Source organism: Burkholderia sp. KL41, from assembly GCF_057005415.2.
On sequence record NZ_CM174447.1, the window covers coordinates 1,878,991 to 1,893,373 of the forward strand.

The window sequence follows — 14,383 nt, forward strand, 5'->3', positions numbered from 1 at the left end:
TGCACGGCGTAGAGGGCGTAAAGGGGAGATCGGGCGGCATCGCGTCCGGCGCCTCCGCACGTATCGTCTTCGACTGACAGGCGCCGCATGCAGACCGTGACGCCCGGCCAGCCGCACATCGTCGGCATCCGCCATCACAGCCCCGCGTGCGCGCGGCTGGTGGCCGAGCGCATCCGCGCACGGCGGCCGCGCTACGTGCTGATCGAAGGGCCGGCCGATTTCAACGGCCGGCTCGACGAACTGTATCGTCCGCACCGCCTGCCGATCGCGATCTACAGCTATCTGTCCGGCGATACCGCGCATTACGGCTCGTGGACCCCGTTCGCCGAGCATTCGCCGGAATGGCAGGCATTGCAGGCGGGGCGCGAAGTCGGCGCGACGGTTCGGTTCATCGACCTGCCCGCGTGGCACGCGGCGTTCTCGCGGCTGGAGAACCGCTATGCCGATGTCGCGGACGCCGAACACGAGGCCCGCGCCGACGCATACGAGCGCGCGCTGGCGGACACGCTCGCGGTGCAAGGCCGCGATGCGCTGTGGGATCACCTGTTCGAGGACGTCGGCGATACGCCGGGCGCACTGGATGAACTCGAGGCGCGCCTGTCGACCTACTTCTCGCATCTGCGCGCCGACGATCCGGGCTCGCTCGGCAACCAGGCACGCGAACGGATGATGGCGCGCTGGATCGCGTGGGCCGTCGCCGAAGCCGGCGGGCAGGCGGACGACGTGCTGGTCGTCTGCGGCGGTTATCACGCGCCGGCGCTGGCGACACTCTGGCGCACGCAGCCGGCCGCGTTGCCCGATACGCCCGAACCCGGCGCGATCGACGGTGATGCCGGTGCCGTGCCCGACGAACGGGACGATGACGCCGGCACGTGCGAGACGGATTCGACGACCGCCGACGAGGCCGCGCGCAGCGTCCGCTACGGTTCCTATCTCGTGCCCTACACGTTCAAGCGTCTCGACGCGTTCGCGGGCTACGCATCGGGGATGCCTTCGCCGGCTTATTACCAGTGGGTCTGGGCTGACGGCGCGGAAGCGGCGGCGCGGCGCGTGCTCGAGAACGTGATGCAGCGGCTGCGCGCGCGCAAGCTGCCGGTATCGACGGCCGACCTGATTGCCGTGCACGTGCGGGCCGAAGGGCTGGCACGCCTGCGCGGCCACGCGCGGCCGTTGCGTTGCGACTGGCTCGACGCGCTGGCCGGCGCGCTGGTGAAGGAGGCGCTCGACGCGCCGCTGCCGTGGACCTATCGCGGGCCGCTGCGGGCCGGCACCGATCCGGTGCTGGTCGAGGCGATGGATGCGCTGGCGGGCGACGCCGCCGGCGAGCTCGCGCCCGGCACGCCGCAACCGCCGCTCGTCGCCGCGGTGCGCGACGAGCTGGCCGCGCTCGGCATCGTGCTGCACGGCACGCTGACGCTCGACCTGCTGACCGACCAGGGGCGTGCGCGCAGCCGCGTGCTGCACCGGCTGGCGCTGCTGCGCGTACCGGGCATCGTGCGCCGCCAGGGCGCACAGCTTGCGATGTCGGGCGAACGCGACGAAGTCTGGCAGCTCGGCGAGCCGCTCGAGCAGCAGGCGGCGCTGATCGAAGCAGGCGCGTGGGGCGCGACGCTGTCCGACGCGGCACGCGCGCGGCTCGAGGATGAATTGCGTGAGGCGAGCGGGCGCATCGCGCCGCTCGCGGCTGGCCTGAACCGCGCCGCGTGGGCCGGGCTGGCAGCGCTGAGCACCGCGCTGCTGGACACGCTGCACGATGCGGTCGCGCGCGAGCAGCGCTTCGAGTCGCTCGCCCCGGCGCTCGGCAACCTGCATACGCTGCTGCGTCACGGCCATCTGCTCGGCATGAACGATGCACCGGTGCTGCGGATCGTCGTCGAGGCCGGGTTCGATCGCGCGCTATGGTTGCTGGAGCCGGCCGCCGCGCTGCCGCCGGCCGATCTCGACGCCCACGTGCAGGGGCACGTCGCGCTGCGCCGGATCGTGGCCGACGTACTGGCCGGTGCCGACGGTGTCACCCACACGCCGCTCGCGATCGAGCCGTTGCGCGCGCTGGCCGTCTGGCGGCGCAAGGCGGCCGATACGGCGGCGGCGCCCGCGAGTCGCGGCGCGGCGCTCGGGTCGCTGCTCGGCCTGGCGGGGCAGGCCGGCGTCGACGACGGTCAACCCGTCGCCGGCATCGACGATGCGATGGCGCTGCTGCGGGCGATGGCGGCCGCCGCGCTCGGCGATGCGCTCGGCGGTTTGCTTGCGCTGGCGCGCGAGATACTGGCGAGCGCGCCGGCTTTCGTCGCGGGCATGGATGCGACCGTGCGCGCGCTCGACGACGCCGATTTCGTGCTTGCGTTGCCGGGGCTGCGCAGCGCATTCGCGTGGTTGCCGCCGCGGGAGCGCGGGCAGCTCGCGGATCAGGTGCTGGCGCTGCACGACGCGACACACCTGTCACGCCGCGTGCTGACGGAGCGGCACGCGGACGATGCCTCGCCCGAGGCGGCCGCGCACGCCGCGCGCATCGAGGCGCAGGTGCTCGGCCGTCTGCGCCGCTGGGGGCTCACGCCCGATCCGGAGGCGTCGTGAAGTGCCGATCGACAGGCCGCCGTGCATCCGGCTTCCGCTTCCTTCACCACGATGTCGCGCCGTCACGGCACGGTGCGGCGCGTTTTCCGCGAGTCCTGCCATGCCGCTGAACATTCCCGGTCCGCTCGAACGCTGGCGCCTGCTGCTCGGCGAACCGGCCGAGGCCGCATGCGGCACGCCGGGTGCGGACGCGCGGGCCGCCGATGCGGCGCTCGACTGGCTGTACGGTCGCGACGACGACCGCGCGCAGCGCGGCGAGCGCGGGGCCGGCCTCGGGCCGTCCGCGCTGAGCACGCCGGACTGGATCAACACGATCCACACGCTGTTTCCGAAGGAGGTGATCGACCGGCTCGAGCGCGACGCGGTCGAGCGTTTCGGCATCGACGAAGTCGTCACGAACCTCGAGGTGCTGGAGCGGATCGAGCCGTCCGAATCGTTGCTGCGCGCCGTGCTGCACACGAAGCACCTGATGAATCCCGAGGTGCTGGCGGCCGCGCGGCGGCTGGTTGCCGAGGTGGTCCGGCGAATCATGGAGCGGCTGGCGACCGACGTGCGGCAGGCCTTCAGCGGCACCCGCGACCGGCGCCGCCGCTCGCGGATGAAGATCGCGCGCAATTTCGACTACACGCGCACGCTGGCCGCGAACCTGCGTCACTGGCATCCCGAGCGGCGCAAGCTGTATCTCGACACGCCGGTCTTCAACAGTCGCACGCGTCGCCACGCCGAGCCGTGGGACATCGTGCTGCTCGTCGACCAGAGCGGGTCGATGGTCAACTCGGTGATTCACAGCGCGGTGATGGCCGCGTGCCTGTGGCAATTGCCGGGCATGCGCACGCGGCTCGTGGCCTTCGACACGTCGGTGGTCGACCTGACCGCCGACGTGTCCGACCCGGTCGAGCTGTTGATGAAGGTCCAGCTCGGCGGCGGCACGGACATCGCGAAGGCCGTCGCGTATGCGCAATCCTGCGTCGCGAATCCCGCCCGCACGATCATCGTGCTGGTCAGCGATTTCTATGAAGGCGGCAGCGGCTACGAACTCGTGCGCCGCGTGAAGGCGCTGGCCGAGAGCGGCGCGCGCGTGCTCGGGCTGGCCGCGCTCGATTCGGCTGCCGAGCCCGCCTACGACCGCGAGATGGCCGCGCGGCTCGTGAACGCCGGTGCGCAAGTCGGCGCGATGACGCCCGGCCAACTGGCCGCGTGGCTCGCCGAGAAGGTGCAGGGATGAGCGCGCCGATCCGCGACGACCTCCTCGAACTGACGCCCGAAGCGCTGACGGCGCTCGCCAATGCCGGGTTCGTCAAGCGCGCACAGAAGGATGTCGCCGCCGGCGCAGTGCCGGCGGTGGCCGTCGACGGCGACGGTACGGTGCACGCGTCGTTCGCCGACGGCGTGCGTACCAGCCTGCCACCGGGCCGGACCTTGCGCGACGCTGCGTGCAACTGCACCGCGAGCGGCATGTGCCGGCATCGCGTGATGCTGGTGTTCGCCTATCAGGCGAGCAGGCAGGGGAACGAAGCGGCTGCCCCGGGCGAGGTGCGTGCAGACGGAGACGACAGGACGGGGCAGGCCGATACGCGCGATGAATCGATCTGCAATCCGGACGATGTCGCGCGCGGCGCTACAGGCACCGGTTCGGACGATGCGCCGCCGGGCGACGACACGAACGGCACGTCGTCCGCGGATCGCGCATGGAGCCCCGCCGATTTCGACGATGCCGCGCTGGCGGCGAGTTTTGCGCCGTCGGTGCTCGAACAGGCCGCGCGCATGGCGGCCGCGCGGCCCGCCGTGACCGTGCAGCCGTGGTCCGGCGCACAGTCGTCGCCGGTTGCACGCCTGCCGATGTGCACCGTGCGGTTCTTCTCGCGACGCTCGCTCGCGCATGCGCGTTGCGACTGCCGGCAAGGCAGCGGCTGCGCGCACGTCGTGCTGGCCGTCTGGGCATTCCGACAGGCCGGGGCACCGGCCGACGGCGTACCGGAGACGATCGTCGAGGTGCGCCCGCCGGCCGGCGAAGAAGACGAGCGTGGCGACGACCGGTCGCCGTTGCGCGACGACGCGGCGCACGCGCTGATCGCCGACCTCGACAGGCTGGTACACGCGCTGTGGCTGGACGGTTCGAGCCAGCCGCCGATCGCGCTGGCCGCGCGCGTGGAGTCGCTGCGCGGCCGCCTGCGCGAGCGTGGCTGGCAGTGGGTCGACGACGCGCTCGACGAAGCCTGGCAGCTCGTGCACGCGCAGCATGCGCGCAGCAGCCGCTTCGAGCCGCTGCGGCTCGTGCGCGTGCTGGCCGAACTGTGGGCGCGCCTGCGCGCGGCGCTGTCCGCCGCGACGCAGCTTGAGGGTGCTGCCGTGCCGGCCCGCCAGATGCTCGGCATCGGCGTGAAGGGCGAGGTGGAACTCGATCATCTGCGGCTGGTGTCGCTCGGCGTCGAGCTGTGGGCCGACGACGCGGAAGAGGGGGCGAGCGTGCTGTTCGCCGATCCCGATACGCAGACCGTGATGGTGCTGACGCGCAACTGGCCGCGTGCCGCCGACGTCGCGGCCGGCGGCCGTGCGCCGGATCTGGCCGGCCGCCGCGTCGCGGGGTTTCCGTTGCGGCAGATCGCCGCCGGGCAGGTCGTCACGAAGACCGCGAAGCGGCGCGCGAACGGTGCGGTCGACATCTCCGCCGGCGTGCGGCAGACAGGCGTGCTGCCGCTGTCGCCGACCTCCTGGGACGATCTCGTCGCGCCGATCCGCCAACCGGGCATCGCGGCGCTCGTCGCGCACCTGCGTGACGCGCAGCCCGACTTCGTGCGGCCGAGACAGGCGGCGAACGGCGCGGCGGCCGGCGCGGCCGGGTCGCTGCACGTGGTCGCGTTCGAGCCGATGGTCGTGCGGTCGGTCCATTGGGATGCGGCCGCCCAGGTGCTGCACGCGCGGCTCGCGCAAGGCGAAGGCGGGACGGCCGAGGTGGGCGGCAACGATGTGCTGCACCTCGCGCTGCCGCATCGCGCCGTGGCACCCGGCGCGGTCGATGCGCTGGCGCGCGCGCTGTCCGGCGAATGGGGCGCGTTGCGCGCGCTGGCGGGCACCGTCCGGCTGCATGCGGGCACGGCCGTGATGCGGCCGCTGGCCGTGTTGACCGCGCAGCGCGCCGTCGTGCTGCAGACCGAAACGACGGCGCCGCAACCGCTGCCGCTGGCCGGCGGGCGCGAGTCGTTGCCCGCGCTGGTCGCGCTCGCTGAGGACACGCTGGCGCTGCTGTCCGAGTGGCTGCGCCAGGGCATGCGCCATCAGGGCGGCGGCGCGATCGAGCGTGCGCTGGCGCAGGCCACGCGACTGGAGCGCGCCGGCCTCGCGCACGCCGGGCGGCTGCTGCGCACGCTGGCCGACGGCCTGCGCGGTGCGCAATCGGCGTCGATCCTGACGCAACTGGGTTCGCTGACGTTGCTGCTGCTGGGCATCGTCGAGCAATGACGGCATGACCGTCGAACGGGCGAGCAGGCGGCGCCCGACACCGCGAGCCGTCGGGCAGGCTGCACGGCTCGCGGGATGAATGAACGAGAGGGCGCCATGGCTGCGTTGCGGCCATGGCATGCGGGCGCGGCATCGTGCCGCGTCGTCGATCCGAGTGAGAGGGAACGGATGCGTCGTTTTGAACTGATCGAAGGCAACTCCAGCAAGTTCTGGGAAGTGGAGCAGGAGGGCTCCGGGCTCAATATCCGCTGGGGCCGCATCGGCACCGCGGGCCAGAGCCAGACGAAGTCGTTCGCGGACGACGCGAAGGCGCGCGCCGCGCTCGACAAGCTCGTCAAGGAGAAGACCGGCAAGGGCTATGCCGAAGTCGCGGTAGCGGCCGGCGCCGGCATCGGCGCGACTGCCGCCAAGCCGCCGGCCGCCGCGTCGTCGGCAACCCCGGCCGCGGTGACGCAGGCGTCGACAGACGCGGAACCGGCCGCGAACGCGCAACCCGCAGCGGCAAAGGCCGCGAAGGGTGTGCCGCCCACACCGTCGGCCCGGCCGGCCGCATCGACGCCGCCTTCAACGGTTTCCAGCGCCACCGACACCGCCGCCGCGCCCTTGCCGCCGGTCGCCGCCGAAGGTTTCGATGCGCAGTGCGAGCGTGTCTTCGAGACCGTGCGCGCGCAGATCGCGAATGGCGACCTGAAGCCCGGCGAGACGTTGACGGCTGCCGTGATCAAGCGCCGCTACGACGTCGGCGACCAGGGCGCCGCGATGGCGCTCGACCTGCTCAAGTCGCGCCGCCTGCTGCATGGCTGGGGCGCGTCGGCCAGCGTGCACGAGCACGGGCAGGCGACTGCCGTGGCGCTCGGCGAGTGGTTGGCGTCCGAGGCGGCCGCCGCGCCGGCGCCTGCCGCACCCGCCGTCGCCGACACCGGCGCACCGCCGTGGCTGATGCACGGCGATCCCGTGCGGCTGTCGCCGCAGATCCTGCGCGAAGCCTACGCATCGCGCCGTTTTCCCGTCGCGGTGACCGTGCTCGACGTGCGCGCTGCGTGGCTGAAGATCGAAGGCAAGGACGGGTACTCGATCGACATCGGCGCGACCGACGCGGCGCTGCGCCCGGCCGCCCAGCGAATGCTCGACCGGCTGGCCGCGCGTACGCCGATCGCCGGGCCGGTGGCGGACGCGCAAGCCGACGCCGTGCTGTTCGCGCTGGCGATGACCGTGGGCGACTATCACGGCGAAACCGCGATCGGCCGCCCGGTCGCCGACTACCTGGTCGCGCAATACGGATTGACGGGCGCGATCGACGTGCTGCTCGACGCGTTGAAAATCCACGTGCACGCCGATTACGACCGTCAGGCGCAGCGCCGCCACCATCGTTTCTCGACGAATGTCGAGGGCCCGGTGCGCGAGAGCTGGCGCGGGCCGATCGTCGGCGGCGAGGCGGCGCTGCGCGAGCATCTTGCCGCGGCGAGCGAGGCGGACTGGCAGGCCTGCGTCGACAGGATCGAGGCCGCGTTGCCGGCGCTGCACCCGACCCGCCAGCCGATACCCGCACTGTTGTTGCCCGATGCGCCGCAGCTGTCGAATGCGCTGGTGCGCAGGCTGAGCGCTGAACGCGACGTGCCCGATACGCTGCACTGGATGCTGCTGACTGCGACCGATCCCGATGCGATCGCGGTGGTCGGGAGAATCCGGCCGAACAGCTATGGCCGCGAGTTCTGGGGAATGTCGCGGATGGTCGCGACCGTGCTGCGCGAGCGCGGCACGGCAGCGTTCGACGTGCTCGAACGCGGCGCCGCCGCCGACGAGGCGGGCGACGCGCTCGCCGCGATCGGCACGCCCGACGCGGTGGCTGCGCTGGCGAGGGTCGCCAGCGGTTCGAAGGGCGCGCTCGCGCGTCTGTCGCTGTCGCTCGATCGCTGGCCGCTGGCGGGCATGGTTGCGCTGTCGCGGCTCGTGGCCGCGGGCGGCAAGGATGCCGGGCTGCTGACGCCGAGCCTCACGCGCCTGTTGCGCGCGCATACGGCGCACGTCGACGCGCTGCGGCCGTGGCTCGACGCACCGGCCCAGGGCGTGATCGACAAGCTCCTCGCGCTGCTGGCCGGCCCGGCCGAGGTCGCATCGGCCGAGGAGTTGCCGGGTGTGCTGGCCGCGCCTCCCTGGCTTGCCGCGCGGCAGAAGCGGGCGGCTGCGCTCACGCTGGAGCCGCTCGAACTGGCAGCGGTCGAATGCTGGGACGAAGCGAAGCGCAGCCAGGCGAAAACGCTCGACCGGTGGGAAATGAGTCGGCTCGCCGCGGCGTCGAAGGACACGATGCTGCTGATCGCCGGCCTCGGCTTCGAAGCGAGCAAGAAATATTACGGGCCGCTCGGCGAGGCGGCGGCGAAGGCGATCCGGCAAGGCGATGCGCCGGCGTTCGTCGCCGCGTGGCGCGCGATGATCGACGCGCGCAAGCGCGAGCGTTACTTCTGGTACTGGCTGCGCGCCGAATTCCTGACGCTGTTGCCGGCCGCGGTGGCCGTCGACATCTGGAACGCGGTGGCCGGCGAACACAGCACGACAGGCGTGAACCCGCTGATGGCGACCTTCGGCCTGCCCGCGTTGCCCGGCCTCATCGCGACCGTGCGCAACAAGCCGACCGAGAATTTCGGCTACGCGCTGAATTACGGCGCCGTCGAATGCGCGCCGATCGCGGCCCGCGCGTTCGCGAAGCTGAAGACCTTGCGCGACGACGGCCGTGCGTGGCTGCTGAAGTTTCCGGAGCATGCGGCCTGCGGCCTGATCGCAGCGTCGCTCGGCAAGCCGGGCGAAGCGCGCGACTGCGCCGGCGCGGCGCTGCGTTTGCTGCAGGCGAACGGCCACGAGGCGCTGCTGATCGACGTCGCCTCGCGCTATGCCGACGACGCGGTGCCGCAAGCGGTGCGCGCCGTGCTCGACGAGAGCCCGCTCGACCGTTTCCCGACCAGGCGCAGCAAGCTGCCCGAATTCTGGCAGCCGCGCGGCTGGCGCCGGCCGGTGCTGAAGAACGGCAAGGCGCTGCCGGACGACGCGCTCGACCATCTCGGCCAGATGCTGACGTTCCCGACCGGTGAAGGCGTCTACGGCGGCATCGACGTCGTGAAGGACGCGTGCACGCCGGCGTCGCTGGCCGACTTCGCGTGGGACTGCTTCAACGCATGGCTCGATGCCGGCGCGCCGGGCAAGGAGGGTTGGGCGCTCACCGCGTTGGGCCTGTTCGGCAACGACGACACCGCACGCAAGCTGACGCCGCTGATCCGCACGTGGCCCGGTGAATCGGCGCATGCACGCGCGGCGACCGGCCTCGACGTGCTGGCCTCGATCGGCAGCGACGTCGCGTTGATGCTGCTCAACGGCATCGCGCAGAAGGTCAAGTTCCGCGCGCTGCAGGACCGCGCGCGCGAGAAGATCGATGCGATCGCGGAAGCGCGCGGGCTGTCGTCCGAGGAACTGGAGGACCGTCTCGCGCCGGATCTCGGGCTCGACGAACAGGGGACGATGCTGCTCGACTTCGGTCCGCGTGCGTTCCGGGTCGGCTTCGACGAGACGCTCAAGCCGTATGTGCGCGAGACCGGCGCCGACGGCGTGGCCGGCGCGCGGCTCGCCGATCTGCCGAAGCCGAAGAAGACCGACGATCCCGTGAAGGGCAAGGAAGCGGTCGAGCGCTTCAAGGTGCTGAAGAAGGATGCGCGCACCATCGCGAGCCAGCAGGTCGCGCGGCTCGAGGTGGCGATGTGCGGGCGCCGCCGCTGGACACCCGAGGTGTTTCGCGCGTTTCTCGCCGAGCATCCGCTTGTGCGCCATCTTGTCCAGCGCCTTGTCTGGGGTGTGTACGAAGTCGACGACGGCGGCAACTTCGGCGGCACGCTGAAGGCCTGCTTCCGCGTGGCGGAAGACGGCACGGCGGCGACTGCCGACGACGATGCGTTTACGTTGCCGGAGGGCGCGACGATCCGCATCGGGGTGCCGCATGCGCTGGAGATCGCGCCGGCCGATGCCGCCGCATTCGGGCAGGTGTTCGCCGACTACGAGCTGCTGCAGCCGTTCGCGCAGCTCGGTCGCGACGTGTACCGGCTGACCGACGACGAGCGCAACGGGCGGCAGCTCGAACGCTGGAAGGGCGTCAAGGTGCCGACCGGCCGCGTGCTCGGGCTCGTCAACAAGGGCTGGCGGCGCGGCCAGGTCGAGGACGCAGGCTGCATCTGGTATTTCACGAAGCCGCTCGGCGCGGGCAAGGTGATCGAACTGTCGCTGGACCCGGGGATCTTCGTCGGGGCGGTCGACATGAATCCGGATCAGCAACTCGGCGCGTTGCAGGCCGGTTCGCCGTCGAACTGGGGCAGCATTCGCGAGCCCGATGCGCTGTCGACGCTCGACGAGATCTCGGCGAGCGAGTTGATTCGCGATCTGGAGGGGATGCGGGAGTAACACGTGACCATTGCGTGACCATTCACCTTCATCCCATTCGACATGAAGACAACGATTGCCCTCCGGACGCTGGCCCGCATTGCATTGCTGCCGGCGTCCATCTGGTTCGCCGGCGCCGTACACGCCGCCTCCTTCAATTGCCATCTGGCCAGACAACCGGCGGAGCAAACGATATGCGCCGTCCCCGAGCTGTCGAAACTCGACGATCAGCTCGCGATCGCGTGGTCGCTCGCGCCGCAACGCGTTGACAGGTCGCACGGCGAGTCCGGCCTCAATGGACTGAAGCGCGATCAGCGCGGCTGGCGAATCCAACGGGATGCCTGCGGACGAGACGTCGACTGCCTGCGTACCAGCTATCTCCGGCGGCTGCAGCAGCTTTCCCAGCCCAACCCCGAAATCGTGCTCGACATCAACGACTTCCACTGGTCGCAAACCTGGACGCTCCTGGAGATTTCGTCCAGGCCGTTGCCGCGCAATCGCGGCGGAATCATCATGATTCACCTCAACCCGTATGCCGATGCCGCACGGCTGACGTTCGACGCGTCATCGTGGAACGGTGAAAACAGCGGACGGGAATACAAGGCAGACGCCGTCGTGCGAGCCGACGGCAAGGCATTCCACGTGGGCGCCGACGGCTGCCAGCTCGATTTCGCCATTCACGGTGCGCAGATGGAAGTCGAACAGCGCGGTCAATGCGGGACCGTGCTCGGCCACGGCAGCGACGTAGATTTTCAGGGCACGTATATCGACGAGGAGCACGCTCCGAACAAAGGCTTCCAATTTGAATGACCGTCTGAACCGCACGTCTGCAAACCGACACGCCGACCGCCTCGGTCACGCCTGTCGCCCATTCGCCCGTTCCTGCAATGCCAACCATGACGCAGCTGACACCTGAACTCCTTGCCGTCCTGCACCGGCCCGTCCTCGACGAAACCGATCTCTTCACGCTGGACGACTTCTTCGAACTGGCCGAAGTCGACGAACTGCGTGCGCAGGCGCAGGACCGTCGCCGTGCCGACGCGATCCTGCACGCGTGTGCGGCCGAGCTGCCGGCGCTGCATCCGAATCGCGCGGCGTTGCTGGCGTTGCTCGGTGGCGCGATCGTCGAGGGCGGGGCCGATCCGCGCATCCTGTTTCCGGCCGCGCTGGCGAGGCTTGGGGCGTGGCTGCCTGAACTCGCGCCGTTTTGCGCAAGGGCAGTCGAGGATGACGATGATGATGCCACCGACGACGAACGGCGCGACTGGCACGCCGCCCGGCAACGGCTCGATGCGCTCGACGGGCGACAGGGCCGGGAAATCGATGCGTTGCGGGACGCAGTCGATACGCTCGTTCTGCCGCTGATGGCGATGCTGATGCGCGACCGTGACAATCACGGCGATCTTGTGGCCGACACCGCGCTGCAGGCGTTGCTGGAGCGGATCGCCGACAACGACAGTTTGCCGTTCGATCAGTTGCACTTTCTGTGTGCAGCGTCGGCGTTGAGCTACGAACCGGAGTGCGTCGTCGTGCTGCCGGCTTCCGGCACGGGCTTCGTCGCCAGCGCGCATGCGGTCAACAACACGTTCCATGCGTTCACGCTGCTACAGCGCCTGATCGGCGAACATGCGCGGACGCTGCGCGTCGGCGAGCCGATCGCGCCGAGGAGCGGCGACGAAGATCAGGATTCGTCGGAGTTTCACTGGCTGCAGGGGCATGCGTACGCGAACGGCGTGCTGGTCGACAACCTGGCGCTCGCATGGGGCGAAGCGTCGTTGCGCAGCCACCGCAAGCACGGTAAATGCGTGCTGATCGCGCTGGAGACGGAGGAGGGTATCAAGAGGAGCTGGAACGGCTTCAATGGCGTCTGCCATCCGGCGCAGAACCCGTCCGTGACGCTGGTGCGGTTCCTGACGAGGGAGGAAGTGGCCGCGTATCTGGTTTGATGCGTTGGGGCGAAATCGGCGTAGTGATCACGGATGATCGACAGTGCCCGATCGGCCAGATCAGCGTCCAGCCGTCGATTACCGGGACGCCCACGCTTGCGCGAAGCCAGTCCGGCGGCGCCAGACTCACGGTAACGATCCACCAGACGCTGGAGCTGACGCACGGTCACGCCCAGTCGTTCGGCCGCGCGTCCGGGCTTGAGTCCCATGTCCACCACGGCCTGGATTACCTTGAGTCGATCAAGCTCTCGCATCGTCAGTGTCACCAATCCGGCTGGCTGCATGGTCGGCCCCCGTGCTTGCTCAACGAGCCGTCCAGCATGCCAGCAGTCAAAAACACGACATCTGTAAATAGCCAGAACACGACATTAGGATATAGCTGCTACAACAAATGTCATACCCGGATTCAGATGTCCACCTTCCAGCTATTTAGAGATGTCCGGTTTTAAGGTCGGTTTTGCTGCGTCTCTTTCCTCGCTTTAACCGTTACGCAGTGTCGAAGGCCGGCGCCTGAACGGGCAGGGCGCTTGCGTTCGTTTCCTCCGTTTTTGCAGACCGACGGCCAGGTTTGTTTGGCGGCTTTGCGGTTTGCCGACATTGCGCCAGATCCACGATCACATGCTCGACGTCAGCCTGCGTGATCTTGCGTTGCTTCTTCTTGCCCGGTTCAGCCTCGTTTCGATTGGTCCGGGTCGCGTCGCCTCGATGTGTTCGGGACGGGGCTTTACCGATTCGGCTGTTATCGCGTTGCGCCTGAAGCGCTTGCGCGACCTGCAGCACATGGCTCAAACGCTTGTGCTCAACGACGGCACCTTGATCGATTTCAGCCAGGCGGTCATATTCCTTGTAGGGCAACGCTCGACCATCAGCACGAATCTCGATCCGCCCATCCGGGTACTCCCACACCTCGATCTGCCGGTCGATCAGCTTCCGGTTCTCCAGTGTGTCGTCCAGTAAGTACATCACCCGGTCGTACTGCACCGTCAGCGACTTCGTTACTTTCCGCGGCTCGCGCCACGTCAGCGCCAGATCCAGACTCTCGTCGGCCCGCAGCGGCCGGTGCGCATTGAACTCGCTCTTCGGCGGCTTCGCGAAGCGCGCGTTGTAGGCGGCCATGAAGGAGGGCGCGTAAGCGTTGGCGTCGACCACCGTGTTGATCCCGCGCAATCTCAACTCCTTGACCAGTCGATCCTGCAACGTCAGGTGCGCTCGCTCGACGCGCCCCTTGGCCGAGCTGCTGTTCGCGCAGAACGTGTCGATGCTCAGCTCGTACATCGCGCGGCCGAACGGTGTCACACGGTTACCGGTCTTGCCTGGCTTCACGTTGCGGAACACGCTGGCCTTGTCGCTGTAGAACGCCCCAGGTTTGCCGTGCCGTTCGATGTACGCGCGCGTCGCCTCGAAGTAGCTGAACGTCGACTCCGTCTGCGTGAAGTGCAGCATCATCAACCGGCTCGTCGCGTCGTCCACATACACCAGCAGCGCGCAGGCCGGCGCCCGGTTCTCGAACCATCGATGATCGCTGCCGTCGATCTGGATCAGTTCGCCCAGGCACGCCCGGCGCGCACGCGGCTGATAGACCTTCGGCGGTCGTTGCCGGCGTGGAATCCACAAGCCAGCCTCCGTCATCAGCTTCCTGACCGTTTCCTTGGCCAGCCGAATGCCGTGACACTCCCAGAGCTTCTCGCAGGCCAGTGTCGGCCCGAAATCGGCGTAGCGATCTCGGATGATCGACAGCGCACGATCGGCGGCTCCTGGGTCCAGCCGACGGTTGCCGGGCTTCGCTCGATGTCCCGATACCAAACCCGCCGCGCCATGTTCCCGAAGTCGGGCGACCAGCCGGCGAATCTGCCGGGTCGTCAGTTCCAGCCGTTCCGCTGCACGCCACGGCTTGAGCTTGCCATCCGCCACGTCTTGAATGACCTTGAATCGGTCCAGCTCGCGCATCGTCATCGTGATCCACTCCGTTGCAGCCATCGCAGCCT

General features: G+C 69.5%; 7 protein-coding genes and 1 pseudogene. 6 read left to right on the top strand and 2 right to left on the bottom strand.

Going from position 1 to position 14,383, the window contains the following annotated elements:
• Positions 1-87: 87 nt before the first annotated feature.
• The 6 genes from PQB87_RS25930 to PQB87_RS25955 all read left to right on the top strand — a co-directional run bounded on the left by PQB87_RS25930 (position 88) and on the right by PQB87_RS25955 (position 12,398).
• On the top strand, positions 88-2,574 hold the full coding sequence (locus PQB87_RS25930) for a DUF5682 family protein (protein ID WP_489242864.1): 2,487 nt from the start codon (positions 88-90) through the stop codon (positions 2,572-2,574).
• Positions 2,575-2,674: 100 nt separating this feature from the next.
• The gene (locus PQB87_RS25935; RefSeq protein WP_059552223.1) at positions 2,675-3,799 is read left to right on the top strand and encodes a vWA domain-containing protein; all 1,125 of its coding nucleotides are present in this window, start codon (positions 2,675-2,677) and stop codon (positions 3,797-3,799) included.
• Positions 3,796-6,033 carry a YehQ family protein gene (locus PQB87_RS25940; RefSeq protein WP_489242865.1) on the top strand — a complete coding sequence of 746 codons (2,238 nt, stop codon included), beginning with the start codon at positions 3,796-3,798 and terminating at the stop codon, positions 6,031-6,033. The genes PQB87_RS25935 and PQB87_RS25940 overlap by 4 nt, the downstream gene beginning before the upstream one ends.
• Positions 6,034-6,201: 168 nt before the next feature.
• Positions 6,202-10,473: a WGR and DUF4132 domain-containing protein gene (locus tag PQB87_RS25945; protein ID WP_489242866.1), complete on the top strand. Its 4,272-nt coding sequence runs from the start codon at positions 6,202-6,204 to the stop codon at positions 10,471-10,473.
• A gap of 42 nt (positions 10,474-10,515) precedes the next feature.
• Positions 10,516-11,262 (top strand): lysozyme inhibitor LprI family protein, encoded by a 747-nt coding sequence (locus PQB87_RS25950; protein ID WP_489242867.1) that lies wholly within the window; start codon positions 10,516-10,518, stop codon positions 11,260-11,262.
• Positions 11,263-11,348: 86 nt separating this feature from the next.
• Positions 11,349-12,398 carry a hypothetical protein gene (locus tag PQB87_RS25955; RefSeq protein ID WP_489242868.1) on the top strand — a complete coding sequence of 350 codons (1,050 nt, stop codon included), beginning with the start codon at positions 11,349-11,351 and terminating at the stop codon, positions 12,396-12,398.
• 122 nt (positions 12,399-12,520) lie between these two features.
• Here the strand turns inward: PQB87_RS25955 and PQB87_RS25960 are convergent.
• Both PQB87_RS25960 and PQB87_RS25965 read right to left on the bottom strand, forming a co-directional pair.
• Positions 12,521-12,682 (bottom strand): annotated as a pseudogene (locus tag PQB87_RS25960) (helix-turn-helix domain-containing protein); the annotation flags it as partial.
• A gap of 202 nt (positions 12,683-12,884) precedes the next feature.
• Entirely contained in the window at positions 12,885-14,375 is a 1,491-nt protein-coding gene (locus PQB87_RS25965) for an ISNCY family transposase (RefSeq protein WP_489242869.1), read from the bottom strand.
• Positions 14,376-14,383 lie beyond the last annotated feature (8 nt).